Genomic DNA, 26,341 nt, shown 5'->3' on the forward strand with positions numbered 1-26,341 from the left:
ATTAGCGCTTGTACAACAAGCGCCAGGGCCTGTTTTCATCTAAAAATCAGGCAGCGACCCAGTGGTTGTCCAGCCGCGCGCCTTGCAGGGTCTGGCCATGCGGGTGCATCACAGATGCGGCGGCCTGCGCATCCTGCAGGCTGGCTGCCAGCCCACCGGCCCACAATGCGCCGCCCCGCACGGCCAGCGGGCACACCTCGGGCAGCGGCACCAGGCCTTGCCATTCGCCCTGCAGAGAAAACGTGGCGATGCCGTGGGCGCGCGGGCAGCTCACGGCCCAGCCGGCGGGGGTGGCGGCCATGCTGCCGCCGTAGCCGTGAATGCTCTGGGTGATGTGCTCCGGCGCCGCCACCACGCGCAGCGCCGTGCCGTCGAACAGGGCCAGCACGGGGGCGGCGTCCTTGGCGGCGGGGTCGTCGTGCTCGGCCTGCAGCGCAATGCCCAGCGTGGTGCCGTCGGGGCTCCAGGCCAGGTGGCGCAGGCTCAGGCGCGGGTCCGGCAGGCGCCATTGGCCGAGCAGGCGCCCCGTGCGGGTATCCAGCCGCACGATCGATGAATCCATGGTGCCCAGGTCGCGCTTGACGCGGCCGGTCTCGGGGGCGGTCGGCACGCCGCCGTTGGCGACGATCAGCGTGGGGTTGTGGCCGTGGCCGTTGCCGCCACGGGTGTCCCAGACCAGTTCGTGCGCGTCGATGCCGTGGGTGGGCCATTCGGCGAGTTTGGCGAATGTGCGGGCGTCGCGCAGCACGATCAAGCTCGCGCCGGTCTCGGTATCGGTCTCGGTGGTGTGCAGCCGCTGGCCATCGGCGCTGGCCAGCACGTGGCCGTTGAACGAGCGCTCGCCGTCCTGCCACAGCCACTGGGCCTTGCTGTGGTTACCCGGCTGCCAGCGCACCAGCCAGTCACCGGGCCGGCGCGCGGTGGCCACCACGGAGCCGTCGGGCAGAACGCACAGCCCGTGGGCGCGCGTGGGGACTTCCAGCGCGGCGTGTATCTGCATTGCCTGCCCTGCGCCCTCCTGCGTGGACAGCACACCGATGTGGAAGCTGCCCTGGTGTTCCCATGCGGCGGCCAAGTGCACGTGGTCACCCGGTTTGGCGCAGGCAGTCCCTGGCGCAATGACGCAGGCGCCCAACCCCCCGATCAGTGCCAGCGCACTGCGGCGGTGCAGAAGATCAGTCACCGTCCGCGTCCGAAAACCCGATGCTCACCTGCAGCGCGGGCGCCACTTCGGACTCAGCCAGAAACTTCAGCGCCGTCAGGTCCTTGGCCGTCTGCTGGATGGTCGCCTTGTTTTGCAGGCCCGACTTCTGCACCTGGGCCATCGACGCGTCGACCTTGTCGGTGGCCTGGCGCAGCTTGTCGGCCAGCGGGTTCAGGCCCTTGCCGCGCAGGACCATCTCCAGCGGCACCAGGGCTTCGCCGGCGGCAGGCATGTCGGCGCTGGCGGGCAGGGTGGTCACGCTGCGCAGGCCGCTCCAGGTGGCCGCCCAGGCCGCCAGCGTGGTGCCGCTGGCGGTGCGGGGGTAGTCGGGCGTGCGGGTGCTGGATCCCGATCCAGCCGCGCGCAGCGGCTTGTCCATCTGCGCCCAGCGCAGGCGTTCGATGCCGCCGACCCACTGGTTGACGAATTCGCTGATGGCCGCGGTGGACGCCTCCTGCTCGTCCTCGGCGCCCCAGTCGGTGGTCGCCGCGTCGGCGTAGGCCTTGGCGAGTGCAGCGGATTCCCGCGCCACGTCCTGCGCCACTTCATGGGCGTAGCTGCAGGCGGGGCTGCCGGGCTGGGCCGGGCGCGTCCACAGCAGCCATTCCAGCGCGGGCAGGCCCTTGGCGGGCGTGCCGATGCGCTCGAAGGCCTTGGCGCCCTGGGGCTGGGTGGCGATGGCTTTTTCGATCAATGCGGGGCGCGTGGGCGTGAAGTCGATGGCGCGCTGGCTGCGGCGTGCGATGACCGGGCCGACGGACGCGGCGGCGAGCTGCTCCCACGAGCGGGCCGTGGCCTGCCACGCGGCGCGTGCGGATTCGAGCGCCGCTTTGCCGTCTGCCGCCGGGGCCTGGCACAGTGCCGCTACGGCGGGCACCAGGGCGCGGGCATCGCGGTCAAAGTCCTTGGCGCGTGGCAGGGCCCAGTGGCCGTAGATGCCTTGCAGGGCATGCACCGTGTCGTAGAACGGCACAGCGTTGCGCTGCCAGGCTGGGGCAGCGGCGGGTACCTGCGCTTGTGCCACCGCAGGCAGCACTGCAGGGGCCAGGGCCGTCAGCCAGAGGCTGGCGTGCAGCATGCGCCGCAAGGTATTGATCTTCATAGTGACTCCACGAATTTCACAAGCGCGTCCCGGTCGGCCTTCTTCATCTTCAGCACCTGGTCCTTGGCCTCTTCGGCCTCGCCGCCATGCCACAGCACGGCTTCGAGTACGCCGCGTGCGCGGCCGTCGTGCAGCAGGCGGGTGTGGCCGTTCACGTCCTTGATCAAGCCCGTGCCCCACAGCGGCGGGGTCTTCCACTGGCGGCCGTTGGCGCCGAAGTCGGGCCGGCCGTCGGCCAGGCGCTCGCCCATGTCGTGCAGCAGCAGGTCGGTGTAGGGCGCTATGCGCTGCCCGTTCAGTGCCTTGCTGGTCAGCTGCGGGAAAGGCCCCTCTTTGGTGACGTAGCTGGGGCGGTGGCAGGTGGCGCACTGGGCCTGCGAGAACAGCGCCTGGCCGCGCAGCACCTGTGCATCGTTGATGTTGCGGCGCGCGGGCGGGGCCAGCGTGGCTTGGTAGAAGATCACGTCGGCGAGGGTCTTGTCGTCGATCTCCACGCCGGGCTGGCCCTGCTCGCCACCGCTCTTGCCGCTGGGTGCGGCCAGGCAATCCTTTTGGGCGGGCGTGCAGGCCTCTTGCGCGAAGTGGCGCGAGGTGATGCCCATGTCGCCCAAAAAGGCGCCGCCCGTCTGGTGCGCAATGGTGGCCACGTTGGCCTTCCAGCCGAAGCGGCCGACAATCATGCGGCCGGCAGGGCCGTCCCACACCTTGTTGGGCACGCCCTTGATGGGGCCGGGGGCAGCGGCCTGGTCTGCCGCGTTGGCAAGGATGTCGGCCTCGGCAATGGCTTCGAGCAGGCCCACGCCGATGATCTGCGGCGCGATGCGCGGGCTCGTCATCACGTCCTTGTGCAGGGGGCCGTAGCCCAGGTCGGCAAAGCCGTAGGTGGGCTTTTGCAGCGTGTAGGGTGTGCCGTCGGCGAACTTGCCTTTGATGGTGTCGTAGCGCAGGGTCACGCGGCCTTCGGGCTTGACGCCCTGGATGGCCGCGTTGTTGAACTGGTCGCCGTACACCGGGTCGTGCACCGGCCCGCCGTGCACGTCGGTGCCGGGGATGGACAGGCGGATGAGCAGGGCCACCGTGGGGTCCTTTGTTTCACCCAGGCGGTTGAAGATCGCTGGCGGCTCGCCCCGGCCGTCCTGCACATGGCAGCCGCCGCACGAGCGCGCGATGAAGTGCGGGCCGAGGCCGTCGCGGGCTTTGGTGGACGCGGGCGCCTCCACCCAGTTGCGCCGGAAGAAGGAGTTGCCGATGACGAAGCGCGTGCGCTCCTCATCGGTGAGGTTGGCGGCCGGGAACGAGAAGGCATTGCGACCGGTGGCGAACACTGTGGTCTCTCCGCCGGTTTTTTCGCCCAGCGGGTCGGGCTGGGGCGCCGCCGTCAACGACTGCAGGCCCAGGCCGCCGAAGCCGGCGATTGCGACGATGGCGGTGCTGGCTGCCGCCAGGCGCACGGTGCGCCGGCGGGCAATGGCTTGCGCAGGCTTCATGCTCAAGGCTGGACCAGAGTCAGTTTGGTGATGCCGATCGCGTTGGCTGCGGCGACGAGGTCCTTGCTTTGCTGCGTGAGGCTGTCGATGGTCTTCTGGATGCGCTGGCGGCCCGGCGCGTCCTTGCCGCCGATGATCTCGCGGTCGAACGGTGCCTGGATGCCCTCGGCAGCAGCGACCGAGGCCGCGATCTGCTTGGTGGTCTTGTCGGCCAACGCTGCGTCCTTGGCGGCCACCAGGTCGCGCAGCGAGGCGCCGTTGACCACGCTGCCGTCCGCCCGCTGGTACTCGCCCAGCCACACGTTCTGGATGCCCTTGGCGTTGGTCACCGCGTCGCGGTGGGTGTTGTCCGAGAAGCACGAGTGCTCGTCTTCCTGGTCCTGGCTGTTCAATGCCACTTCCAGCCGTTCGCCGGCCAGCTCGCCGCGCGAGAGTGAGCCCAGGCCCACCAACATCTTGCGCACGGACTCCTGGCCACCGCGCGCGAACTTGCTGCCGTAGTTGTTCTTGGCGTCGGGCGCCCAGGCCTTCACCAGCGAGGTGAGGTCGTCGATGAGCAGGTCGGTCACCACGTTCAGGTACTGGCGGCGGCGGTCCGCGTTGGGGGCCTTGCCGTCCACGAAGTCTTCGAAGTTGCGGTCGCCCGGGCCGGTCTCGGACAGGTCCTGGCCCCACAGAAAGAACTCGATGGCGTGCCAGCCCGTGGCGATGTTCTCCTCGCCGCCGCGCTCGTTCTGCGCCGACAGGTTTTTCTTGTTGATGACGAACTTGCGGTTGTTCACGAGGCCCGCATTGGTCTTGCCCTGCACGCTGTCCACGAACGATTCGTCCATGGGCCAGGCGTTGATGCGGCCCTCGGGTCCGTTGTCGTTGTCGATGGGGCCGCCATAGAAACGGAAGGCCTCGGTCTGGCCGTAGAACTCGCGCGCAGCCAGCCACTTTTTGCGGGCGTCGGCCAGCGTGTCGGCCGATGGCTTGGCGGTGAAGGCCTGCACAGCCTCGCGCAGCGCCTGGGCGCTGGCGAGCGTGTCTGCGTAGTTGGCATGCACCAGCTGTGCGTAGTGCGCGGCCACGGCCTGGTTCGTCACGGCCTGCGGCGTCTGGGCCTGTGGGGCTGCTGCCGGGGTGACGGTCTGTGCGCCCACGCCAGTGCTGTACGCGCAGACGGACAGTGCAGCCACCACGAGGGACGTCTTGAGGGAGGGAAATGTCATGCAGTGGTCTCCAGAGGATCACGCGGGCCGCCGCACGCACGGCCGAAGGCCGGTGGTGGTGCCGCGCAGGATGGATGGGGGTGGCGGGGCCGCACTGGCTGGACGGGGCCTGCGCGCAAGCGTGGGCACAGACGAATGGCTGGGTGGGCAGGACTGAGGAGGAATTATACAAATGGTAGTGATTCGTATTTGCCAAATCCATAGCCAGTGGCTGGAAACGCCTGTCATCGAACCGACGCAAAACCTTCACGGTGATGTCACCCGTGGTTTCTACGCTCCATGGGTTTTGTAACCAACAACCCGAGGAACCCCCCATGACCCACCGTGTGGATGCGCCAGAGCTGGCCATTGATTTCAACAACGAGAACGCCAACACCTCCGCCAACCCCACGTTCGACTCGGTGCTGGGCGCCCGTCTGTCGCGCCGTGGCGTGCTGCGTGGCAGCGTGGGCTCGGTAGGCACGGCCATGCTGGCCGGATTTGGCGTATCGGCCTGCGGCGGCAGCGATGATCCTGCAGTCACGCCTCCACCTGCCGGCCCCAAGCTGCTGGGCTTCGGCGCCGTGCCCAAGAGCCTGGCCGACGTGGTGGCCGTGCCTGCGGGCTACACCGCCAGCGTGATCTTTGCACTGGGCGACCCCATTGCCGCAGGCGCGGCCGCGTACAAGAACGACGGCACCGACGGCGACTTCGACAAGCGCGCTGGCGACCACCATGACGGTATGGAGTGGTTTGGCCTGGGCACCGACGGCAAGCGCAGCGACAACGCCACCGAGCGTGGCCTGCTGGCCATCAACCACGAAGCCACCACCGACGAGAAGCTGTCTTCGTACTTCCTGCACGCCAACGGCGGCACCACCACCTTGCCCCGCCCCGCAGCGGAAATCGACAAGGAAACGGCCATCCACGGTATCGCCGTGATCGAAGTGGCCAAGTCCGGCGGCAAGTGGGCCTACGCGCAGAACTCTGCGTTGAACTTCCGCCTCACGTCGCTCAGCCCCATCGAGATCTCGGGCCCGGCCCGCGGCAGCGCGCAGCTGTTCACCAAGTTCTCGCCCACCGGCACCACCACGCGCGGTACGCTGAACAACTGCGGCACGGGCAAGACGCCCTGGGGCACGTTCCTGACCGGTGAAGAAAACTGGTTTGGCTACTTCACACGCGGCGCCGCAGACGACGCCGCACGCGGCAACGACAAGACTGTGACGGCCCTCAAGCGCTATGGCCGCAACCAGGGCGCCGCATCGCGCCACGGCTGGGAAAGCGGCGGCGCGGACGACAAGTACCAGCGCTGGAACAACAGCAAGACCGGCACCTCGGTGGACGGCACGGACGATTACCGCAACGAGATGAACGGCATGGGCTACATCGTCGAGATCGATGCCTACGACAAGACCCGCATGGCCAAGAAGCGCACCGGCCTGGGCCGCTTCGCGCACGAGAGCGCAGCGTTCGGCAAGGTGGTGGCTGGCCAGCCGCTGTCCATCTACATGGGCGACGATTCGCGCGGCGAGTACATCTACAAGTTCGTGTCTACCGCCACCTGGAACCCGGCCGACGCCAACGCCAACGACCGCCTGGCCATCGGCGACAAGTACCTGGACAGCGGCAAGCTGTACGCAGCCAAGTTCAACGCCGACGGCACCGGCAGCTGGGTGGAGCTGTCGCTCACCAACACCGCCATCAGCGGCTATGCCACGTACAAGTTCGCCGACGCGGCCGACATCGTCATCAACACCCGTCTGGCCGCCGACGCCGTGGGTGCCACGAAGATGGACCGCCCCGAGTGGAACGCCGTGAACCCCGCCAATGGCGAGGTGTACTTCACACTGACCAACAACAGTGCCCGCAGCGCCAACCCCGGCAGCGGCCAGTACCTGCCCGATGCGGCCAACCCACGTGCCTACACCGACATGAAGGGCACCACCAAGCAGGACGGCAACCCCAACGGCCACATGGTGCGCCTGAAGGAAGGCTCGTCGATCTCCGCCTTCACCTGGGACGTGTACCTGTTCGGCGCCGAAGCCAGTGCCGACAAGACGCTGATCAATATCTCGGCCCTGACGGACGACCAGGACTTCTCCAGCCCCGACGGCCTGGCCTTCAGCAAGGCCACGGGCATCTGCTGGATCCAGACCGATGACGGCGCCTACACCGACGCCAGCAACTGCATGATGCTGGCCGCGGTGCCTGGCCAGGTGGGCGACGGCGGCAAGAAGACGCTGACCTACACCAAGGCGGACGGCACCAAGTTCGACATCGTCTCGCCCGTGGGCAAGGCTGCCACGGCCGACACGCTCAAGCGCTTCCTGGTGGGTCCCAAGGGTTGCGAGATCACGGGCCTGACCGAAACGCCGGACGGCAAGACGATCTTCGTGAACATCCAGCACCCGGGTGAATCCACCGGCATGGCCAACCTGGCCGACCCGGCCAAGTACCAGAGCCAGTGGCCTGCCAATGCCGGCTACGGCGCGGGCAAGCGCCCCCGTTCGGCCACCATCGTGATCACGAAGAACGACGGCGGCAACATCGGTACCTGATCGGGTTGCATCGGGGGCTGCGGGCTGTGTGAGGGGTTCGCTCCTCACTCCCTTTGCATGCGGGCCAGCCATGGGGGCTGGCCCTTTCTTTTTGGGCTGCCGTTTTGGCTGCGCCTCTGGCTTGCGGCCTGCCTGGTGTTGTGTGGGGTGTCAGTAGTCTGCGCCGTAGGGCGAAGGCGGACGGGCGCGGGACACTGGCGCAGGTGGCAAGGGCGCGGGTGTCGGTGGGGGCAAAGCGGGTGATGCAGGTGCGGGTGGTGCGGTCGGCGCACTGCCACCGGGCGCCGAGGGATAGCTCATTTGCCCGCTGCCATCCTTGGTGCCCTTGCGCCCGGCAATCTGCCATGCCGTGCGCTGGCCGATGAGGCTGGCCAGAAACTCCAGCTCTTCGTCGGTGTGGTTGATGGCACCCGCAGGCGTCAGAAGGCGGCCATCGCGCGGTGCAGGTTCGGCCCAGAACGACTGGTGGTAAACGGACTGGCTGACGATGTTCTCGCTGCCAGCGGCCAGGTCCACTGTTCCATAACAATTGCAGAAATAGCCCCGGTAGGCCAGCTCGGGGAACACCTCGGCATACACACCTGTGCCCCGGATGCCTGCCGTGGCGGTGGGCAGGATCACTTGCCTTTCTGTACCTTGCCCCCAGACGCTGGCCACCGCGCCGGTTAGCACCCGCAGGATCTTGACTGCGGTGGGCGTGTCGCCCTCCAGCGCCATGCGCGTGTTCTGCCGGAGCATGAAAGCGCTGTTGCCCACGGTGAAGACGGCGGTGGAGCCGGGGCCGGTCTCGATGCGGTCACCGGCGGCAATGCTGTGGCGGGCGGTCAGCGGCTGGCCATTGCGCAACACATTCCCCCGCACTTCAACGATGTTGCTGCCAGACTGCGCCTGGGCGGTAGCCCATCCGCCGGTGGCCATCCAAGCGGCAGCCGCCTGCAGCAGGCTGCGCCGCTGGTGCCAGAGAAGTTCCTCTTCAGTTCGACCCAGGAGCTGGGGTGTCGGGTGGTGGTGCGTCATGGGGCGCCTCGGATGCAGGGGTCGAAGGGGGCTCGAAGCTGTCACGGAAGGTGAACACCACCGACGTGAAGAACATCGCCGCCATCATCAACGCGGCACCCACCATGATGCCGCCAGCCGCCGATCCTGCAAGCCCTGCCCCCGCAAGCAGCGCCGAGACCAGCGTCACCACCAGCCCTCCCAGCAGAAACACGCCCAGCCAGCCCAGGCCGTAGACCAAGAAAGCGCCGAAGTTGCGCACGCAGGCCACGATGCTGAAGAACAGGGCCTTGACCGGCGGCACACCATGCCAGTGCACCAGCCCCGGGGCATGCCAGAACAGCAGCGACAGCGGCAGGTACAGCACCATGGAGAGCCACATGGCGCTCTGGAAGGCAGGGTCTTCCGCCACCTCCTTGGTCAGCGGGGCGCCGCCCAGGTACACCTTGGCAAATTGCCCGCCATCGAGCAAGGCCGACAGCCCCATCACCGCCAGGAAACCCACGGCATACAAGGCGCCTAGCACCAGCATGTCGCGCAGCCGTTGCTGCCCGGTGCGAAACGCCACCAGCAGCACGGCCGGTGTGGGAAATCGCCCCTGCGAGGCTTGCGCCGCTGCCACCATCATGGCCAAGGTGGCCGACGGCAACATCATCAGTGCGACGGCGGGGCCCACCAGGGGAATCAAGGTGGTGAGCGACATGACCGCCATGGTCATGAAAAACAGCGCTGCCAGGGCCATGGGCTGCTGCCAGAACGTCCGGATGCCAAGCTTGACCCAGGCCATGCCGGTGCGGGCGGGGACGATGTGGAGTTTCATGAAGGTGCTGGAGAGAAAAAGTGGGGCCTGCGCCCGGGCACTGCCCGCAGCCGGGAGGCCACCCGTGGCAGTGCAATAGCTTGGAATTTACCCCAGCGGCCCATTCCGGCCGCTGCGCAAGGGATCCGCCACGCGCCGCGAAGGCGCTGGCGCCGTGGTCAGGCTTGCACGGGGTAGGCAATGCGGGCGCGCAGGACCCGCTCAAAGTGAGTAGGGTCGTGCGGCGTGAGCATGGAGGCCTCGCGCGGCAGGTAGAAATCCCACAGGCGCGAGATCCAGAACCGCAAGGCCCCCGCGCGCAGCATGGCGGGCAGCAGTTCGCGTTCGGCGGCGGTGAGTGGGCGTACCACCTGGTAGGCATCCAGCATCCGGGTGGCGCGCCCGGCATCGTGTTGGCCCGTCGCCAGGTCGATGCACCAGTCGTTCAGGCACACCGCCAGATCGAAAAGCCAGGTGTCCACCCCAGCAAAGTAGAAGTCGAAGAAGCCCGTGAGTTCTTCGCCGTCGAACATCACGTTGTCACGGAACAGGTCCGCGTGGACGGGGCCCTGGGGCAGGGCGGCATACGCGGCGCTGGCGGCCACATGGTTCTGGTAGGCCAGCTCGGACCGCAGCAAGGCGGCCTGGGCGGGGTCAATGTGCGGCAGCACCACGGGCACGGTTTCGTTCCACCAGGGCAGGCCGCGCAGGTTGGGCTGGTGCCGGTCAAACCCGCGCCCTGCCAGGTGCATGCGGGCCAGCATGGTGCCCACGGCGGCGCAGTGCGCGCCTTGTGGCGCCAGCTGGCTTTTGCCGCGCAGCTTGTTCACCACGGCGGCGGGCTTGCCACACACAGCGTGCAGGATGTCGCCGTTCTGGTCGGCGCGCGGGTCGGGCACGGGCACGCCGCCGTGCGCCAGATGCTTCATCAGGTACAGGTAGAACGGCAGCTGTGCGGCGGTGAGGCGCTCGAACAGCGTCAGCACGAACTCGCCCTGGTCGCTGGTGAGAAAGTAGTTGGTGTTTTCGATGCCACCCTCGATGCCGCGCAGCTCTACCAGCTCACCCAGTTGCAAACGGCGCAGCAATTCGCGCGCCTCGTGGTTGGAGACTTCGGTAAAGACGGCCATCGCTCAGGGGGTTACAAAAGAAGAAAAACTGGCAGCAAAAAGCAGGGCGTACAGCGGCTCCATGGGTGCCAGCGCGGCTGCGCTGGAAGGTGCCGCAGAGGCCTCAGAACTTCAGCACGTTCCAGACGCGGGGGGCGGTGGTGGTTTCTGCGCCGTTGTTGCTGCCGGCGCGGCTGCGGGCGCCGTCGGGCGACTGCACCTCATAGCTGGGCAGGTTGCCGGTCTTGGGTTGCACGGAAATGGTCTGGGTCTGGCCGCCCACACGCAGTTCATCGACGCGGCTGCCCGCGTCTTCGATGTGGATGCGCTCGGTGCGCTGGTTGGAGCGGCCTGCAGCTTGCTCAGGTTCTGATAGCGCCTCGCGCTTGTCTGCCGTGCCCTGGGGCACATTTTGGCTTGAAGTCTGGGCCAGGGCGGAGCCGGAGGCAATGCCCAGCAGCAAAAGGAGGTAAAGAGCGCGCATCGGGCGATTGTAGAGCGCGGCCTGGGTGGCGCAGGGCCGTGCACAATTGCCGCATGAGCAACAAAAAGACCCTGGTGCTGGTGGACGGCTCCAGCTACCTCTACCGCGCCTTCCACGCCATGCCCGACCTGCGGGCCGTGCCGGGTGACCCCACCAGCGCCGCCACGGGCGCCATCCGGGGCATGATCAACATGATGCAGGCCCTGCGCAAAGAGGTGACGGCCGACTATGCCGTGTGCGTGTTCGACGCCTCGGGCCCCACCTTCCGCGATGCCTTGTACACCGAGTACAAGGCCACGCGCTCGCCCATGCCCGACGACCTGCGCAGCCAGATCGAGCCCATCCACGAGGTGGTGGACCTGCTGGGCTGGAAGGTGGTGGCCGTGCCCGGCGTGGAGGCCGATGACGTGATCGCCACCTTGGCCAACGCAGCAGCCGCACAGGGCATTGAGGTCATTGTGTCGAGTGGCGACAAAGACTTGAGCCAACTGGTCAACGAGCACATCACCATCATCGACACCATGAGCGGCAAGCGCCGCGATGTGGCGGGCGTGACGGCAGAGTTTGGCGTGCCACCCACGCTGATGGTGGACTACCAGGCCCTGGTGGGCGACACCGTGGACAACGTGCCCGGCGTGACCAAGGTGGGCCCCAAGACCGCCGCCAAGTGGCTGGAAGAATATGGCTCGCTCGACAGCCTGATTGCCAACGCCGAAGCCATCAAGGGCGTGGCGGGCAACAACCTGCGCGAGGCGATTGCCAGCGGTCAGCTGGCATTGAGCCGTCAGCTGGTCACCATGAAGACCGATTGCGCGCTGGCAGACTACATCCCCGGTTTGCCCGCATTTGACGACATCACGCTGGACGCGCCAGACAACGCCGGCCTGCTGCCGTTTTACGAAAAATATGGCTTTAAAGGCCTGGCCAGCGCGATCAAGGGTGCAGCGGCCCCCGCCACCGCAGCTCCCACCGTCGCCATGCCCGGCCAAAGCGGCGATTTGTTTGCCGACCACTCCGCTAGCACCGTGGCCGAAGAAGCACAGCACCGCACCGTGGTGTACGACACCATCCTCAACTGGGCCGACTTTGACCAGTGGCTGGAACGCCTGCACAAAGCTCCGCTGGCAGCGATCGACACCGAGACCGATTCGCTCGACGAAATGCGCGCGCAGATCGTCGGCATCTCTTTCAGCGTGCAGCCCGGCGAGGCCGCCTACATCCCCCTGCGCCACGAAGGCCCCGATGCGCCCGCGCAACTGCCGTTGGATGAAGTGCTCGCCCGCCTCAAGCCTTGGCTGGAAGACCCCAAGCACCACAAGCTGGGCCAGCACATCAAGTACGACCGCCATGTGTTCGCCAACCACAGCATCGAGGTGCAGGGCTACACGCACGACACCATGTTGCAAAGCTATGTGCTCGAAGTGCACAAGCCCCACAACCTGACCAGCCTGGCAGAGCGCCACACCGGCCGCAAAGGCATCACCTACGAAGACCTGTGCGGCAAGGGCGCGCACCAGATTCCGTTTGCGCAAGTGCCGGTGGACAAGGCCGCCGCCTACTCGTGTGAAGACTCCGACCAGACCCTGGACGTGCACAACGCCCTGTGGCCCCTGCTGCAGGCCGATGACAAACTGCGCTTCATCTACGAGCTTGAGATGCAGAGCAGCGAGGCCCTGTACCGCATCGAACGCAACGGCGTGCTCATCGACGCGCCCACACTGGCCGCCCAAAGCCACGAACTGGGCCAGCGCATCTTGCAGCTCGAAACCGAGGCGTACGAGATTGCAGGCCAGCCCTTCAACCTGAGCAGCCCCAAGCAGCTCGGCGAAATCTTCTTCGACAAGCTGGGCATGCCCGTGGTCAAGAAGACCGCCACCGGCGCGCGCAGCACCGACGAAGAGGTGCTCGAAAAACTGGCCGAGGACTACCCCCTGCCCGCCAAGCTGCTGGAGCACCGGGGCCTGGTCAAGCTCAAAGGCACCTACACCGACAAGCTGGCCCAGTTGGCCCTGCCACGCACAGGCCGCGTGCACACGCACTACGCCCAGGCCGTGGCCGTCACAGGGCGCCTGTCCAGCAACGACCCCAACCTGCAGAACATCCCCATCCGCACCCCCGAAGGCCGCCGCGTGCGCGAGGCCTTCGTGGCCCCCGCAGGCCGCGTGATCGCCAGCGCCGACTATTCTCAGATCGAGCTGCGCATCATGGCCCACCTGAGCGGCGACCACTCGCTGCTGCACGCCTTCCACGCGGGGCTGGACGTCCACCGCGCCACCGCCGCTGAAGTGTTTGGGGTGGAGGTCGATCAGGTCACCAGCGAGCAACGCCGCTATGCCAAGGTCATCAACTTTGGCCTCATCTACGGCATGAGCAGCTTTGGCCTGGCCAAGAACCTGGGTATAGAAACCAAGGCCGCCGCCGCGTATATCGACAAGTATTTCCAGCGCTACCCCGGCGTGAAGCAGTACATGGACGACACCAAGGCCGCCGCCAAGTCCATGGGCTATGTCGAAACCGTGTTTGGCCGCCGCCTGTACCTGCCCGAAATCAACTCCCCCAACGGTCCCCGGCGCGCGGGTGCCGAGCGCGCCGCCATCAACGCCCCCATGCAGGGCACGGCGGCAGACTTGATCAAGCTGGCCATGGTGGCGGTGCAGAAGGAGCTGGATGCCCACAAGCCCAGCATCCGGATGATCATGCAGGTGCACGATGAACTGGTATTCGAGCTGCCCGAGGGCGAGGTGGACTGGCTCAAGACCCACATCCCGCGCCTGATGGCGGATGTGGCGGCGCTGAAGGTGCCGTTGCTGGCGGAGGTGGGGGTGGGGGCGAATTGGGACAAGGCGCACTGAGCCTGCGAGAGCAAGCTGACAGGTCATCAATTTGAATGTTTTTGGCCTTTAGCGCTTGTCTATTAAGCGCTGGCAGCTATCAAATTCGGTGCAGTTGCCTGCGCCGTAGTTCTCGCTGGGGGCGGGTAGGTTCGGTCCCAAAGGAGACGCTGACAACCAAAGCTGAAGGCCATCGTTCGTGGGTCCTGCGCAAGATCTTGTATCGTCCAAACTATCTTGCAAGTCCTGCGGAGCAAATTCACGTAGACATCCATGCGTCCCCGTATTCTTTGGTCGATGTTTGGTACGTTCAGTTCTCTGGTAGCGCTGATCGTGCTCTTGATTTTTTCGCCGCCGGGATTGAGCCACCCCAAAATCAAATGGGCATTCCTCCAGTTGGAAGATCTACGGGGAGCTGTTTCCTTGTTCAAGGTAGATCATGGAAAGCTGCCAACATCCCTCCAACAGGTGCATACGGCGGGATATTTGTTACGCGGGATTCCATCCGATCCTTGGGGCAGGGAATACGTTTACCGCGCGAAAATTCATGACTTTGACCTTTACTCAGTTGGACTCAACGGGATTGATGAACGCGGGGCTGGCGACGATGTAACCGATCACGATAAGCGCTATTCGTGCATTGACTACAGCGTTGGATGTCCATACGGCGCTGTCGAACTCCTGCAAGGTGTATTGGCGCTGTTCTTTGCATCTAGCCTGCTATATCTAGTCGCTTTACTCGCCCTCATTTCAATTCGTTGGACTCAGAAGCGGGCTGCAGGACGTGTGCAGATATAGCGGCTCAACTGTCGTTGTCGGTTGCGACTCCGTTGAATGTCCGTTGCCGTTTTTGGGCAATGGCAACTCCTGGCCGAAAGAGACCTCTTGTGCTCTTGCGGTTTCCAGGTTGAGAAACAAAAGCCGGTGCATTGCAGCCAGCCAAGTGTCCGAACTGGATATGTGCAATGGATGGCGCCCTGCCATCCCAGTCCCGAAGACAAACCTCCCCGCAGGACATTCGCCCCAGCCCAGCGGCGAATCAATCGCATCGCTAGACTCATTCGGCAACCGTTAGCGACCCCGCTAGCTTCCATCTATTAGCCTGGAGCCCGCATGTCCGATCTCACCCCCTACGCCCCGCCCGCCATCTGGCAATGGAACAAGGAAAACGGCGGCCATTTCGCCAGCATCAACCGGCCCATTGCTGGTGCCACCCACGACAAGGAATTGCCCGTGGGGCGCCATCCGCTGCAGTTGTATTCGCTGGGCACGCCCAATGGCGTGAAAGTCACTGTCATGCTGGAAGAGCTGCTCGCGCTGGGTCACAGCGGCGCGGAGTACGACGCGTGGCTGATCCGCATCAACGAGGGTGAGCAGTTTGGTAGCGGTTTCGTGTCAGTGAACCCCAATTCCAAGATCCCCGCGCTGCTGGATCGCACTGACCCCGCCAACCCGGTGCGGGTGTTCGAGTCCGGCGCCATCCTGATGTACCTGGCTGAAAAGTTCGGTAGTGCCTTCTTGCCCAAAGACGGCGCGGCGCGGGCGGAGTGCCTGTCGTGGTTGTTCTGGCAGATGGGCAGTGCGCCGTTTGTGGGTGGCGGGTTTGGGCATTTCTATGCCTATGCCCCGGTCAAGATCGAGTACGCGATTGATCGGTACGCAATGGAGGCCAAGCGCCAGCTCGATGTGCTCAACCAGCGCCTGGCCGTCAGCGAGTTTGTGGCTGGCAGCGAGTACACGGTGGCGGACATCGCCATCTGGCCCTGGTATGGCTTGCTGGTCAAAGGCCAGGCTTACAACTCCGGCGAGTTTTTGCAGGTGCACGAATACACGCATGTGGTGCGCTGGGCCGACCAGATTGCCAAGCGCCCGGCGGTGCAGCGGGGGCGCAAGGTGAATCGCGTCAACGGCGACCCGGCCAGCCAGTTGCGCGAGCGGCATGACGCCAGCGACTTTGAGTCCAACACGCAGGACAAGATCGAAGCTGCCGCGTTGGCTTCTTCTTCGTCACCCGCCCGATGAGTGTTTCGCAAGGCGCCACCATGATCACCTTGTACGACTGCGCCACGGCGCCCAGCCCGCGCCGCGCGCGCATCCTCCTGGCAGAAAAAGGCGTTGCCCACGACACTGTGCAGGTGGACTTGCGCAGCGGCGAACAGCTAGGCGATGCCTATCGGCAAATCAACCCGCAGTGCACGGTGCCCGCGCTGCGTACCGATGATGGCCTGCTGCTGGCCGACAACGCGGCGATCACCGCGTATGTCGAAGCGCGGTATCCGCAGCCGGCGCTGCTGGGCGAGACGCCCGGTGAGAAGGCCGAGATCGCCAGTTGGAACTGGCGCATGGAATTCGAAGGCCTTCTGGCCATTGCCGAGGCGCTGCGCAACAGTGCGCCCGCCATGGCCAATCGGGCGCTGCCGGGCGCGGTGGACTACCCCCAGATCCCGGCCCTGGCCGAGCGCGGGCTGTTGCGGGTGGCGCAGTTTTTTGCCCTGCTCAACGAGCGCCTGGCAGGCCGCGACTTCATCGCCACTGACCGCTTCAGCGTGGCCGATATCACGGCCGTGGTGGCTGTGGACTTTGCGCGCGTGGTCAAGCAAAAGCCGGGCGAGCAGCACCCGCACCTGCTGCGCTGGCGCGCGGCCATGGCACAGCGGCCGTCGATGTCGCTGTAGCTGAGAGCACCGTTCCCGCCACTAGCTAACCGCCCGACCGGGCTGCCGCAGTCTGCCTCCGCAATGGGGAGATTCAAGGATTGCGCGCCCGGCGCGTTCCTTGCATCGTTGCCCCATGCGCCTTCGCCACATAGAAGTTTTCAACGCCGTCATGCTCACCGGCAGCGTGAGCGCGGCGGCCCGCCTCATCAACGTCACCCAGCCGGCGGTCAGCCGCATCCTGGCCCATGCGGAACTGCAGCTTGGGTTTCCGCTGTTTCACCGGCTCAAGGGCAAGCTGGTGCCCACCACCGAGGCACAGACCCTGTACCCCCACATCGAGCGCCTGTTCACCCAGCTCGACGATGTGCAGCGCCTGGCCAACAGCCTCAAGGGCGACCAGCGCGAGGGCGAGTTGCACATCCTGAGCGTGCTGGCGCTGAGCTACGAAGTGCTGCCGCGTGCGCTGCGGTTCTTTCGGCAGAAGCACCCGGACGTGAAGGTCACCATCGATGCGCTGCATTCGCCGCAGATCGTGTCGGCCCTGGTGTTGCAGGAGGCGGATGTGGGCTTTGTGTTCAGCGCCATCGCTCACCCCGCGCTCACGCAAGAGCACTTGGCCGATGGGCGCATGGTGTGTGTGGCGCCCAAGGGCATGCTCAATGCCGCACTGGTGGCTGCGGGCGTGGTGCACCTGGCCGACCTGGCGGATACGCCGGTGGTGCGGCTCGATGTGCGTGACCCCATCGGTACGGTGGTCAACCATGCCTGCCGTGAGGCCGGGGTGGGCTTGCAGACTGCGATCACGGTGCAGACCTACCACGCCGCGCTGGCCCTGGCGCACCACGGCCACGCGGTGGCGGTGGTCGACACCTGCACGGCCGCGTCGGCCGACCGCAGCAAGGTGGACGTGCTGGCGCTGGTGCCCCATATCGCGGTGCCCATCAAGTCATTGCGCACCGTGAACCGGCCCAGCTCGCTGCTGGCCAGCGCCATGACGCAGTGCATGCGCCAGGCGGTGGCCGAGACGCTGGAGTCTGTGGGTCTGCGGGAGGCCGAATAGCGCCTTGTGGGGAGGGCTGCCGTCCTCTCGCTGCTGCTCAGGCTGTCGGCACCACCAGCTTGGCCACCTGCACGGCCGTACCAAACGCCAGCGTGAAACCCAGCGCGCCATGGCCCGTGTTCAGCAGCAGGTTCTCCGGTGCGTGGGGGTGCCGTCCCACCAGCGGCACGCCCGTGGGTGTGGCCGGGCGCATGCCGGTCCAGGGGCGCAGTTCACTGAAGTCGCTGCAGCCGGGGAACAGCGCGCGGGTGGACTCGCACAGGCTCTGGATGCGTGCTGGGGGGATGTGGTCGTTGTGTCCCACCAGCTCGGCCATGCCGGCCACGCGCAGCCGCCGGCCGATGCGTGCAAAGACCACCTTGCGCGCAGCATCGGTCACGTTGACGCGGGGTGCTGCGCCGGGAGCTTCCGTGGTGTCGAGCGTGATGCTGTAGCCCTTGAGTGGGTAGATGGGCAGGCGAAAGCCCAGCGTCTTCGCTGCCTGGTGGCTGGCGCTGCCCAGGGCCAGCACGAACTGCTGCGCCTCGATGGGTCCCGCGCTGGTCTGTACCGCCGCAATGCGCCGTGCATGGCGCACAAAGCCCTCCACGCGCGTGCCCAGCACAAAGCGCACCCCGCGTGCCGCCAGCAGCCTTTGCAGGCCCTGGCAGACCGCCAGGCAATCGGCGGCGCACTCGCTGGGGGTGTAGATGGCGCCTGCGATGTGGCGCTGGTAGTGCTGCAGCGCTGGTTCGATCTCCACGCAGCGCTGGGGCGACACGGCCTCCTGTTCGCTGCCCCAGCCGCGCTGCAGTTCCATCTGCTGCTGCGCTGCGGCGAGGCCAGCGGGGGTGCTGTACAGCACGAGCTTGCCAGTGTTGGAGAAATTGCAGTCAAGCTGCTCGGCCTGCAGCATGGCTTCAAAACCGTGGCGGCTGAGTGCGGCCAGGGCCAGCAGGTGTTGGGTGCTGCGCTCGGCCGTACGCCGGTTGCAGGCCCGCAAAAACTCGAGGCCCCAGCGCCACTGGTGTACGTCCCACTGCGGGCGCATCTTGAGCGGCGAGCGGGGCGACAGCAGCAGTTCGGGCAACTGTTGCCACAGGCCGGCATTGGCCAGGGGCTGCACATAGCTGTAGCTCAATTGCGCGCCATTGCCGCCGCTGGCGCCAGCACCGGGCTGGGCCTGGTCGATCACGGTCACCTGCATGCCGCGCTGGTGGAGTTCATAGGCGGTGGCCAGGCCCACGATGCCTGCGCCGAGGACACATACCTGCATCTTGTGTGTTCTACGTTGTTGGTTGACTGAAAGTCAATGTAGGGTGAGGGCTGGCCTTTGAACAATGCCAATGCCGGGGGCGCCCATGCCGGGAAGTTATGCATGTGCACCGGTGGGAGGCAAGCCGCGCGGAACAACAGCGTGTAGTTGCAGAAATGGCACTTGGATGGTGCGGCGGCATGCACCAAATCGGCGGCATAACTTTTGGTCATGACGTACCCGTGCAAATGAATTGTTCAATCGCGGCGCGAATTTTTACAGTGGCCCTGCGTTCTGATTTTTCCATCCACCAATCTGCTTTTTGCACAAAGGGATTCCCATGAAGCTCTCCGCCGTCACCACCGCCGCCATCGTGGCCACCGGCCTGCTGGCCAGCACCGTGGTCAGCGCCGACACCCTCAAGAAGGTTGCCGAGTCGGGCAAGATCACGCTGGCCTACCGCGAGTCGTCCGTGCCCTTCAGCTACCTGTCCGGGCCCGGTGTCCCGGTGGGCTTTGCGGTGGACATCTCCAATGCGGTGGTCGATGCCGTGAAAAAGCGTGTCAACAACCCCGCCATCAAGGTGGAGCTGCAGGCGGTGACTTCGCAGAACCGCATTCCGTTGTTGACCAACGGCACCATCGACCTGGAGTGCGGCTCCACCACCAACAACACGGCGCGGGGCAAGGATGTGCAATTTGCCATCAACTACTTCTACACCGGCACGCGCCTGCTGACCAAGAAGGCATCGGGCGTCAAGAACTACGCCGACCTGGCCAAGAAGAAGGTGGCCAGCACCTCGGGCACCACCAATGCGCAGGTGATCCGCAAGTACAACCGCGACAACAACCTCGACATGGACATCGTGCTGGGCAAGGACCATGACGACTCCTTGCTGCTGGTGGATACGGGACGGGCTGAAGCGTTTGCGATGGACGACATCCTGCTGTTCGGCCTGATGGGCAACCAGCGCAACCCGGCCGATTGGACGGTGGTGGGCGATTCGCTGCAGGTCGAGCCCTACGCCTGCATGCTGCGCAAGGACGACCCGCAGTTTCAGGCGCTGGTCAACGGTGTGATCGGCGGGATGATGAAGTCCGGCGAATTCGAAAAGCTCTACACCAAGTGGTTCATGTCGCCCGTGCCACCGCGCAACCAGAACCTGAGCCTTGCCATGAGCAAGGAGCTGCGCGAGAACCTGGTGGCGCAGAGCGACAAGCCCGCACAGTAAGCCGGAGCACGCATGTCTTCTGTGTCTGCAAGCCACACGCACGCCCCGCAGGTGGTGGGGATTCTGGGCGGTATGGGCCCGGCCGCCGGGGCTGACTTTGTGCGCCTGTTTGTGCAGGCCTGCACCGACCAGATGGAGGTGCTGGGCATTCCGGTGCATGACCAGGCTTACCCCGAGCACTGGCTGGCGCAGGTGCCCATTCCAGACCGCACGGCGGCGCTGAATGACAAGCGCCCCGGGGCGCACCAGCCAGCGGACCCCATGCTGCAGGCCACCGGGCGGCTGGCGGCGCTGGGTGCGCGGGTGGTGGCGATTGCCTGCAACACGGCCCACGCGTGGCACGGCATCCTGCAGCAGCGGTTCCCGCAGATGGTGGTTTTGCACGGCGTGCAGGAGGTGGTGGCCGAACTGTCGGCGCGCAAGGTGCAGGGCGTGGGGCTACTGGCCACACGCGGCGCCTACGACGCGGGCCTGTACCAGCGTGAGCTGGAGCGTGCGCGCATCGCCTGCTTTGTACCCGACGACCATGAGCGCGAGCAGTTGATGCAAGGCATCTACGACGGCGTGAAGGCGGGCAACTATCCGCTGGCGCGACAGCGCTTTGAGGCCGTGTCGATTGCGCTGCAGGAGCGCTACGGCGTGTCCACGCTGATCATGGGCTGCACCGAGATTCCCCTGGCTCTTTCGGAACACCCTCGGCTGGAAGGGCTCTCGCTGGTGAACCCCTCGGTGGTGCTGGCCTCGGCCTTGGCCCGGCATGCCTACCGGGACACCGTCCCCGTCTGCTGAGCCCGACGCTGCTGGATGCCCAGGGGGTGTCGGCAGCTTCTTTTTCTCGCCACGATCTCCAGCCTGCCTGGAGCGGCGACTTCCTGATGAAGGTGAAAGTCATGGCATTCACGACCGTCGGCAAGAGGCTGGGTGCGAGCGTGGGGGCGGCAATGCTCGCGTTTGCGTTTGGCGGGGCAGGGTGTGGCAAGGCGTGGGCCCAGTTGGCGGCACCATCGGCGTCGCCACCGTCCGCTGGCACCACGCTGCAACGCATCCAGGCCAGCGGGGTGGTGGTCATCGGCCACCGCGAATCGTCCATGCCGATGTCCTATGTGGCCAACGGAACCCCCATGGGCTACAGCGTGGATGTCTGCCAGCTGATTGCGCAGGCGCTGGGGCGCCACCTCAAGCTGCGCGAGACCAAGGTGGCCTACCGGCTGGTCACGTCCAGCAGCCGTTTTGATGCCATTGAGAAAGGCGAGGTGGACCTGGAATGTGGCTCCACCACCAACACAGCAGCGCGCCGCCAGCGCGTGGCGTTCACCATTGCGCATTTCATTGCGTCGTCGCGCATCGTGGTGCAAAGCGACAAGCCTTATTCCCGCATCGAAGACCTGGACGGCAAGACGCTGGCATCCACGGCGGGCACCACCAACATTGATTCGCTGGCGCGCGAGGCGGCCACCAAGTCGGTGCGTGTGCGCATCGAGCCCGCCAAGGACCACGCCGAGGGCTTTGGCTGGGTGGTGAGCGGCAAGGTGGAGGGCTTCGCCATGGACGACGTATTGCTGTACGGCCTGCGCGCCAGCCACACCAAGCCGCAGGACCTGAAGGTCATCGGCAAGCCCATGACGATCGAGCCCTATGCCGTGGCGTTCGAGCGCAACAACCCCGAACTCAAGGCCGTGGTGGACGCCGAGTTGCGCCGCCTGATCCAGACGCGCGAGTTGCACGGTATGTACGACAAGTGGTTCACCCAGCCGATTCCGCCCCAGGGCATCAACCTGGGCATGCGTATGCCTCACTTGTTGGTGGATTCGCTCAAATATCCGTCCGACTACGTGCCGCAGTAGGCGCCGTGGTGCCTCAGGGGTAGGTTTTCAGGACCCGTGCTTAGCGCCAGGCCGTAGCCACCAGCTGGCTGTAGTGCACACCTTTGCGCCCCAGCAACTGCTCGAACACCGCAGGGTTGCCCACGTTGTCGCTGCCCAGCATGCTCAGGGTTTCGGTGCACCACGGAATGCCCGGTACCGCATCGCCCATGCGGGCGCTGAGCTGCGTGAGCACATCGGGCAGTCGCAGCACACGGGCGGGGCGGTGGCCCTGTTGTCGCCGCAGGCTGGCGACGAAATCACCCATGGTCAGCGCCTCCGGCCCGGGGCACTCGATGAGGCCCTGGGTGGCCATGGCCGGGCCCAGCAGGGCAACGATGGCGGTGGCCAGGTCGTGCACCGATACGGGCTGCACGCGTGCCGTGAGCATGGGCCCGGGGAACAGCGCCACAGGCAGGCGGGCCAGGTTCACGAACAGGGCGCTGCTGTCGCCGCCTTTGCCAAACACCACGCTGGGCCGCAGGATGGCGGGGGTCAGTGCGCCCTGCGCGGCCAGCGCCTGCAGGTGCACATCGGCAGCGCGCTTGGTGCTGGCATAGCGCGTGCCGCTGCCCTCGATGCCCAGCGCCGAGATATGCACCACCCGCTTCACCCCCGCCTGGGCGCAGGCGTTGAACAGGGCCACGGGCGTGTGCTGGTGGACCGCATCGATGGGGCGGGTGCTGCTGTCGCGCAGCACGCCCACGGCGTTGACCACCGCATCGATCCCCGCCAGGCGTGGCAGCCACGGTTCGACCGTGGTGTCGCGGGCAAAGTCCATGGGGACCTGCAGCGGCAGCACGGTGCGCTGCCGGGGAGACACGCCACCGTGCACCGTATGCCCGGCTTGGGTGAGCGCGGCAGCCACGGTGTGGCCGATGAATCCGGTAGAGCCTGTCAGCAGGATGTGCATCAACAGTGCCTTTGAAACAAAGAGGGAGCCATGCGCGGTTGTGGCCTTGGCGTGGAGCGGCGCAAAAAAACTCCTGGCTTCGCTGTAGCGTGCAACGCCGCGCCTGTTCAGAGGCCGGGGTCAAACACCTCAAAGCGGTTGCGGCCACCGTACTTGGCGCGGTACAGGGCTGCATCGGCTGCCTGCACCAGTGTGTCAGACCCGGCCTCCGGGCGTGGAACCACGCTCGCAATGCCCATGCTGAACGTGATGATGGGCGCCGTGGGGGAGCGGGGGTGCGCCAGGGCGGCGTTCCGCAGGTTGTCCATGCAGCGCTGCGCCACGGTCACAGCCTCGGGCAGGGGCACGTCGGGCAGCAGGAAAACGAATTCCTCGCCGCCATAACGCGCGGCCACTTCATCCGCGCGCCGGATGGTGGCTTGCAGGAGCTGGGCCACGCGGCGCAGGCATTCGTCTCCGGCCAGGTGGCCATAGTGGTCGTTGTAGAGCTTGAAGTGGTCGATGTCGATCAGGATCACGGCCAGCGGCAGGCCGTGCCTGCCACAGCGCATCCATTCCGTGGCCAGCCGGTCGTCAAAACGGCGCCGGTTGCCGATGCCGGTGACGCCGTCGGTGGTGGACAGCAGCGCCAGCTTGGCGTTGGCCGCCGCCAGCTCCTGCTCCTTGCGCACCAGCTGGGTCACGTCGGTGCGCACACCGGCAATGCCACCCTGGGGCGTGCGCCTTTCGTCGGCCTGCACCCAGCGGCCTTCCGGCAGGCGCTGCAGCACGGCGTGGATGGCAGCACGGTGGTCGGCGATGCGCTGGGCCACCCAGACTTCTTCGTTGCCAACGGCATCAGGGTACTGGCCGCGCTCGGCGCCGTAGCGGGCAATCTGCTCGAAGGTGCTGCCCGGCACGATCATGGGGGCCGAGATGGGATACAGCCGCCGGTACTGCGCGTTGCAAACCACCAGCCGGTCGTCGGCGTCGAACAGCGCAAACCCCTCGGGCAGCGATTCCACGGCATCCTGCAGCAGTTGCCGTGCCTGCTGGGCGGCATCCTGCGCCGCTTCCAGTGCCTGGCGCTGCTCGATGAGGTCGGTGATGTCCAGGCGCACGGCCACCACGTAGTTCTCGGGGGTGCGGGTTTCGTAGATGTTGATCCAGCGCCCGTCGGCCAGCCGCTGCACCAGCGTGGAGGTGCGGCTGCCGTGCTCCGACAGGCGCTCAGCAATCCAGGCCTCCTCGCGGCCGTTGGCAGAGGGGACCAGGCCCCGCTCCACCGAATGCCGCAGGATGTCGGCAAAGCTCTTGCCCAGGTGCTCCGCGTAGTTCATGTGCGGGTACATGCGCGAGAGCTGCTGGTTGTAGAGCACCAGCCGGTCCTGCTCGTCAAAGATTTCGATGCTGACGGGCAGGGCCTCCACGGCGCGTTCCAGCAGTTGCCGGATGTGCTGGCTCTCCTGGCGGGCTGCCTCCACTTTCTGGCGTTGCTCAATGAGGTCGCTGATGTCCAGCCGCACCACCACGGTCATGCCCGATGGGGTGCGGCTTTCGTGCATATGCATCCACGCGCCGTTGGGGTAGTGGCGCACCTCAGGCCCGGGCCGGTGGCCCCGGATGGCCAGCTCGTGGGCCAGCCACAGCTCTTCCTGGCCGAGCGCCTCTTCGGGAATGCCGTGCTTCAGGCCTTCGCGCAGCAGTTCTTCATAGGTCTTGCCCAGCGATGTCTGCACGGGCAGGTGCGGGCGCAGGGTGGCCATGAAGTTGTTGCACAGCACCAGCCGGTCGTTCTCGTCATAGATGTCGAGGCCGGCGGGCATGGCGTCCACCGCCTCGCGCAGCTGGCGTTCTGCACGTTCGGCGTCGTCCAGCGCCTGTTTCAGCGCACGCTGCTTGTGAACGACATCGGTGATGTCCGTGCGCAGCACCACCACACCGCCGCCATCGAGCGTGCGCTCGGTCAGCTGCATCCAGCGGTCGCCCCGTACCTCCTGCACTTCGGGGCCAGACGGGGAGCGGTGGCGTTGCATGCGGCCCGCCAGCCAGGTCTCCAGATCCTGCTGGGCGTCGCGGATCTCGCCGGAGGCGGCGGCGCGGCGCAGCACGTCTTCAAACCGCGTTCCGTAGTCCACGGCCATCGCGATGCCCGGGGCCACCTCGCGGTAGCGCGTGTTGCACAGCACCAGCCGATCGTCTGCGTCGTAGATGGCCAGGCCATCGGGCAGGATATCGAGCGTGGCGGACAGCTGTGTGGTGGCCTGGTGGGCGGCCGCCTGCCAGCGCTGTGCACGCCGCGCAAGGCGCCAGTGCAGGCAGGCGATGGTCCCCAGCCCCAGCCCGGCGGCCACCAGCGCAGCGCGCACGGGCCCTTCAAGGACATGGCTTGCCAGCGCCCAGGCCAGCAGGGCCAGCCCGCCCATACCGCACACCCCGCACACGGCCACCACCTGCAGAGCCAGGGGGGTTTCGCGCGGAGGGGCAGGCGGCATGGTTGTGGGGTCCCAGGTTGGCGGTCGCAAGTCTTTCTTGGGGCTGCAGCGGCCTCTCCAGTTTGCACCATGCAGGTGCAAACTTCGGGCGGATCGGTCAGACCTTGAACAGGTTCGCAGAAAGTCTAGCAGTGCCATCCGGTTTGCGGTACCCGCAAATGCGGCAGTCCCTCAAAACCCCTAGACTGCGGTTCCGTCCTTTTGACCCTGGAGAAACCGATGCTCACTGAAGACCTCGATTCCGATGCCCGCGCCCTGGTGCCTGGCCGCACGACCGACGCGGGCGCCACCCGCCGCACTGCCTTGCAGACCGCGTTGGGCCTGGGCTATGCAGCGGCGGCCGCGCCCATCATGGCGCAGACGGCCATCGCCACCCCCAGCGATGGCCTCACCGCCGGCGAAGTGAGCTTTACGGTCAATGGCTTCAAGGTGCCCGCCTACCGGGCAGCACCTGCGGGCAAGACCGGCCTGCCCGTGGTGCTGGTGATCCAGGAGATCTTTGGCGTGCACGAATACATTGCCGACACCTGCCGCCGCTTTGCCAAGGCGGGTTACCTGGCCATCGCGCCGCAGCTTTATGCGCGCCAGGGCGATGCCACGCAATACACGGACATTGCCAAGCTCATGGCTGAAGTCGTCTCCAAGGTGCCTGACGCCCAGGTGATGGCCGACCTGGACGGCGCGGTGCAGTGGGCCGCCGCCAATGGTGGCGATGCCGCGCGCATGGGCATCACCGGCTTTTGCTGGGGCGGGCGCATCACCTGGCTGTATGCGGCGCATGGCCCGGTGAAGGCTGGCGTGGCCTGGTATGGCCGACTGGTGGGGCAGGCCAGCGAGCTGACGCCCAAGCACCCTGTGGACATCGCCCCCATCCTCAAGGCCCCCGTGCTGGGCCTGTATGGTGAAAAAGACACCGGCATCCCCCTTGACACGGTTGATAAGATGAAAGCTGCCCTGGCCAGTGGCTCGCCGCAGGCCAAGGCATCGGAATTTGTGGTGTACCCCGACGCCCCCCATGCCTTCCATGCCGACTACCGGCCCAGCTACCGCAAGGAAGCCGCCGAAGACGGGTGGAAGCGGGCGCTGGCCTGGTTCAAGACGCACGGCGTGGTCTAGGCCAGACACAGGGAGTCACTGGCACCTG

22 protein-coding genes are annotated in these 26,341 nt (G+C 66.2%); 11 read left to right on the forward strand and 11 right to left on the reverse strand.

What is annotated here, in order from left to right; genetic code table 11:
• Positions 1-46: 46 nt before the first annotated feature.
• Genes ARADN35_RS0115090 through ARADN35_RS0115105 form a run of 4 tightly spaced genes read right to left on the reverse strand, consistent with a single transcriptional unit; the run spans position 47 to position 5,007 of the window.
• Entirely contained in the window at positions 47-1,183 is a 1,137-nt protein-coding gene (locus tag ARADN35_RS0115090) for a DUF1513 domain-containing protein (protein ID WP_010463561.1), read from the reverse strand.
• On the reverse strand, positions 1,176-2,306 hold the full coding sequence (locus tag ARADN35_RS0115095) for an imelysin family protein (protein WP_010463564.1): 1,131 nt from the start codon (positions 2,304-2,306) through the stop codon (positions 1,176-1,178). Before ARADN35_RS0115095 ends, ARADN35_RS0115090 begins: the two co-directional genes overlap by 8 nt.
• A complete protein-coding gene (locus ARADN35_RS0115100; RefSeq protein ID WP_010463565.1) occupies positions 2,303-3,793 on the reverse strand; it encodes a di-heme oxidoreductase family protein in 1,491 nt (496 codons plus the stop codon). The genes ARADN35_RS0115095 and ARADN35_RS0115100 overlap by 4 nt, the downstream gene beginning before the upstream one ends.
• Positions 3,794-3,795: 2 nt before the next feature.
• A complete protein-coding gene (locus ARADN35_RS0115105) occupies positions 3,796-5,007 on the reverse strand; it encodes an imelysin family protein (protein WP_010463567.1) in 1,212 nt (403 codons plus the stop codon).
• Here ARADN35_RS0115105 and ARADN35_RS28215 point away from each other — a divergent pair.
• The gene (locus tag ARADN35_RS28215; RefSeq protein WP_159103194.1) at positions 5,006-5,164 is read left to right on the forward strand and encodes a hypothetical protein; all 159 of its coding nucleotides are present in this window, start codon (positions 5,006-5,008) and stop codon (positions 5,162-5,164) included. The genes ARADN35_RS0115105 and ARADN35_RS28215 overlap by 2 nt on opposite strands.
• Before the next feature lie 157 nt (positions 5,165-5,321).
• The gene (locus tag ARADN35_RS0115110; protein WP_010463568.1) at positions 5,322-7,547 is read left to right on the forward strand and encodes a PhoX family protein; all 2,226 of its coding nucleotides are present in this window, start codon (positions 5,322-5,324) and stop codon (positions 7,545-7,547) included.
• A 150-nt stretch (positions 7,548-7,697) separates the two neighbouring features.
• Here the strand turns inward: ARADN35_RS0115110 and ARADN35_RS0115115 are convergent, their stop codons facing one another.
• The 4 genes from ARADN35_RS0115115 to ARADN35_RS0115130 form a co-directional block, all read right to left on the reverse strand.
• Positions 7,698-8,564, reverse strand: coding sequence for a FecR family protein (locus tag ARADN35_RS0115115; RefSeq protein WP_029414054.1), 867 nt, complete (start codon positions 8,562-8,564; stop codon positions 7,698-7,700).
• On the reverse strand, positions 8,521-9,363 hold the full coding sequence (locus tag ARADN35_RS0115120; protein WP_010463573.1) for a BPSS1780 family membrane protein: 843 nt from the start codon (positions 9,361-9,363) through the stop codon (positions 8,521-8,523). Before ARADN35_RS0115120 ends, ARADN35_RS0115115 begins: the two co-directional genes overlap by 44 nt.
• Positions 9,364-9,521: 158 nt before the next feature.
• The gene (locus ARADN35_RS0115125; protein WP_010463575.1) at positions 9,522-10,472 is read right to left on the reverse strand and encodes a homoserine kinase; all 951 of its coding nucleotides are present in this window, start codon (positions 10,470-10,472) and stop codon (positions 9,522-9,524) included.
• Between the two features lie 103 nt (positions 10,473-10,575).
• Positions 10,576-10,935, reverse strand: a complete 360-nt coding sequence (locus tag ARADN35_RS0115130; protein WP_010463577.1) for a hypothetical protein — start codon at positions 10,933-10,935, stop codon at positions 10,576-10,578.
• A 53-nt stretch (positions 10,936-10,988) separates the two neighbouring features.
• Here ARADN35_RS0115130 and polA point away from each other — a divergent pair, with 53 nt between their 5' ends.
• The 5 genes from polA to ARADN35_RS0115155 all read left to right on the forward strand — a co-directional run bounded on the left by polA (position 10,989) and on the right by ARADN35_RS0115155 (position 17,483).
• Positions 10,989-13,787: a DNA polymerase I gene (gene polA, locus ARADN35_RS26440; protein WP_010463580.1), complete on the forward strand. Its 2,799-nt coding sequence runs from the start codon at positions 10,989-10,991 to the stop codon at positions 13,785-13,787.
• Between the two features lie 252 nt (positions 13,788-14,039).
• Positions 14,040-14,564, forward strand: coding sequence for a type II secretion system protein GspG (locus ARADN35_RS27385; RefSeq protein ID WP_081474647.1), 525 nt, complete (start codon positions 14,040-14,042; stop codon positions 14,562-14,564).
• Positions 14,565-14,879: 315 nt separating this feature from the next.
• Positions 14,880-15,788 carry a glutathione-dependent disulfide-bond oxidoreductase gene (gene yghU, locus ARADN35_RS0115145; protein ID WP_010463581.1) on the forward strand — a complete coding sequence of 303 codons (909 nt, stop codon included), beginning with the start codon at positions 14,880-14,882 and terminating at the stop codon, positions 15,786-15,788.
• Between the two features lie 20 nt (positions 15,789-15,808).
• Complete coding sequence (locus tag ARADN35_RS0115150; RefSeq protein WP_010463583.1) at positions 15,809-16,441, forward strand: glutathione S-transferase family protein; 633 nt, start codon at positions 15,809-15,811, stop codon at positions 16,439-16,441.
• Positions 16,442-16,556: 115 nt separating this feature from the next.
• Positions 16,557-17,483 carry a LysR family transcriptional regulator gene (locus ARADN35_RS0115155; protein ID WP_029414055.1) on the forward strand — a complete coding sequence of 309 codons (927 nt, stop codon included), beginning with the start codon at positions 16,557-16,559 and terminating at the stop codon, positions 17,481-17,483.
• A 37-nt stretch (positions 17,484-17,520) separates the two neighbouring features.
• On the opposite strand, the gene ARADN35_RS0115160 is transcribed toward ARADN35_RS0115155, so the two are convergent.
• Positions 17,521-18,738, reverse strand: a complete 1,218-nt coding sequence (locus ARADN35_RS0115160; RefSeq protein ID WP_010463587.1) for a D-amino acid dehydrogenase — start codon at positions 18,736-18,738, stop codon at positions 17,521-17,523.
• A gap of 319 nt (positions 18,739-19,057) precedes the next feature.
• Between ARADN35_RS0115160 and ARADN35_RS0115165 the strand changes: the two genes are divergently transcribed.
• The 3 genes from ARADN35_RS0115165 (at position 19,058) to ARADN35_RS0115175 (ending at position 21,792) form a co-directional block, all read left to right on the forward strand.
• A complete protein-coding gene (locus ARADN35_RS0115165; protein WP_010463588.1) occupies positions 19,058-19,948 on the forward strand; it encodes an amino acid ABC transporter substrate-binding protein in 891 nt (296 codons plus the stop codon).
• A 12-nt stretch (positions 19,949-19,960) separates the two neighbouring features.
• Positions 19,961-20,737, forward strand: a complete 777-nt coding sequence (locus tag ARADN35_RS0115170) for an aspartate/glutamate racemase family protein (RefSeq protein WP_010463590.1) — start codon at positions 19,961-19,963, stop codon at positions 20,735-20,737.
• A 101-nt stretch (positions 20,738-20,838) separates the two neighbouring features.
• Entirely contained in the window at positions 20,839-21,792 is a 954-nt protein-coding gene (locus tag ARADN35_RS0115175; RefSeq protein WP_244265913.1) for an amino acid ABC transporter substrate-binding protein, read from the forward strand.
• A 40-nt stretch (positions 21,793-21,832) separates the two neighbouring features.
• Here ARADN35_RS0115175 and ARADN35_RS0115180 read toward each other — a convergent pair whose 3' ends face one another.
• Both ARADN35_RS0115180 and ARADN35_RS0115185 read right to left on the reverse strand, forming a co-directional pair.
• Entirely contained in the window at positions 21,833-22,723 is an 891-nt protein-coding gene (locus ARADN35_RS0115180) for an NAD-dependent epimerase/dehydratase family protein (RefSeq protein WP_010463594.1), read from the reverse strand.
• A 107-nt stretch (positions 22,724-22,830) separates the two neighbouring features.
• On the reverse strand, positions 22,831-25,197 hold the full coding sequence (locus ARADN35_RS0115185) for a sensor domain-containing diguanylate cyclase (protein WP_010463596.1): 2,367 nt from the start codon (positions 25,195-25,197) through the stop codon (positions 22,831-22,833).
• 219 nt (positions 25,198-25,416) lie between these two features.
• On the opposite strand from ARADN35_RS0115185, the gene ARADN35_RS0115190 reads away from it, so the two are divergent.
• On the forward strand, positions 25,417-26,313 hold the full coding sequence (locus tag ARADN35_RS0115190) for a dienelactone hydrolase family protein (RefSeq protein ID WP_010463598.1): 897 nt from the start codon (positions 25,417-25,419) through the stop codon (positions 26,311-26,313).
• Positions 26,314-26,341: the final 28 nt, after the last annotated feature.

Source organism: Acidovorax radicis N35 (genome assembly GCF_000204195.1).
Taxonomy (GTDB): Bacteria; Pseudomonadota; Gammaproteobacteria; order Burkholderiales; family Burkholderiaceae_C; genus Acidovorax; species Acidovorax radicis.

Bases quoted from the DNA above. Each gene is read 5' to 3' on its own strand.
- ARADN35_RS0115095 (WP_010463564.1), bottom strand. From the start codon at position 2,306: ATGAAGATCAATACCTTGCGGCGCATGCTGCACGCCAGCCTCTGGCTG.
- ARADN35_RS0115100 (WP_010463565.1), bottom strand. From the start codon at position 3,793: ATGAAGCCTGCGCAAGCCATTGCCCGCCGGCGCACCGTGCGCCTGGCG.
- ARADN35_RS28215 (WP_159103194.1), top strand. From the start codon at position 5,006: ATGCAGTGGTCTCCAGAGGATCACGCGGGCCGCCGCACGCACGGCCGA.
- ARADN35_RS0115105 (WP_010463567.1), bottom strand. From the start codon at position 5,007: ATGACATTTCCCTCCCTCAAGACGTCCCTCGTGGTGGCTGCACTGTCC.
- ARADN35_RS0115110 (WP_010463568.1), top strand. From the start codon at position 5,322: ATGACCCACCGTGTGGATGCGCCAGAGCTGGCCATTGATTTCAACAAC.
- ARADN35_RS0115115 (WP_029414054.1), bottom strand. From the start codon at position 8,564: ATGACGCACCACCACCCGACACCCCAGCTCCTGGGTCGAACTGAAGAG.
- ARADN35_RS0115120 (WP_010463573.1), bottom strand. From the start codon at position 9,363: ATGAAACTCCACATCGTCCCCGCCCGCACCGGCATGGCCTGGGTCAAG.
- ARADN35_RS0115125 (WP_010463575.1), bottom strand. From the start codon at position 10,472: ATGGCCGTCTTTACCGAAGTCTCCAACCACGAGGCGCGCGAATTGCTG.
- ARADN35_RS0115130 (WP_010463577.1), bottom strand. From the start codon at position 10,935: ATGCGCGCTCTTTACCTCCTTTTGCTGCTGGGCATTGCCTCCGGCTCC.
- polA (WP_010463580.1), top strand. From the start codon at position 10,989: ATGAGCAACAAAAAGACCCTGGTGCTGGTGGACGGCTCCAGCTACCTC.
- ARADN35_RS27385 (WP_081474647.1), top strand. From the start codon at position 14,040: ATGCGTCCCCGTATTCTTTGGTCGATGTTTGGTACGTTCAGTTCTCTG.
- yghU (WP_010463581.1), top strand. From the start codon at position 14,880: ATGTCCGATCTCACCCCCTACGCCCCGCCCGCCATCTGGCAATGGAAC.
- ARADN35_RS0115150 (WP_010463583.1), top strand. From the start codon at position 15,809: ATGATCACCTTGTACGACTGCGCCACGGCGCCCAGCCCGCGCCGCGCG.
- ARADN35_RS0115155 (WP_029414055.1), top strand. From the start codon at position 16,557: ATGCGCCTTCGCCACATAGAAGTTTTCAACGCCGTCATGCTCACCGGC.
- ARADN35_RS0115160 (WP_010463587.1), bottom strand. From the start codon at position 18,738: ATGCAGGTATGTGTCCTCGGCGCAGGCATCGTGGGCCTGGCCACCGCC.
- ARADN35_RS0115165 (WP_010463588.1), top strand. From the start codon at position 19,058: ATGAAGCTCTCCGCCGTCACCACCGCCGCCATCGTGGCCACCGGCCTG.
- ARADN35_RS0115170 (WP_010463590.1), top strand. From the start codon at position 19,961: ATGTCTTCTGTGTCTGCAAGCCACACGCACGCCCCGCAGGTGGTGGGG.
- ARADN35_RS0115175 (WP_244265913.1), top strand. From the start codon at position 20,839: ATGGCATTCACGACCGTCGGCAAGAGGCTGGGTGCGAGCGTGGGGGCG.
- ARADN35_RS0115180 (WP_010463594.1), bottom strand. From the start codon at position 22,723: ATGCACATCCTGCTGACAGGCTCTACCGGATTCATCGGCCACACCGTG.
- ARADN35_RS0115185 (WP_010463596.1), bottom strand. From the start codon at position 25,197: ATGCCGCCTGCCCCTCCGCGCGAAACCCCCCTGGCTCTGCAGGTGGTG.
- ARADN35_RS0115190 (WP_010463598.1), top strand. From the start codon at position 25,417: ATGCTCACTGAAGACCTCGATTCCGATGCCCGCGCCCTGGTGCCTGGC.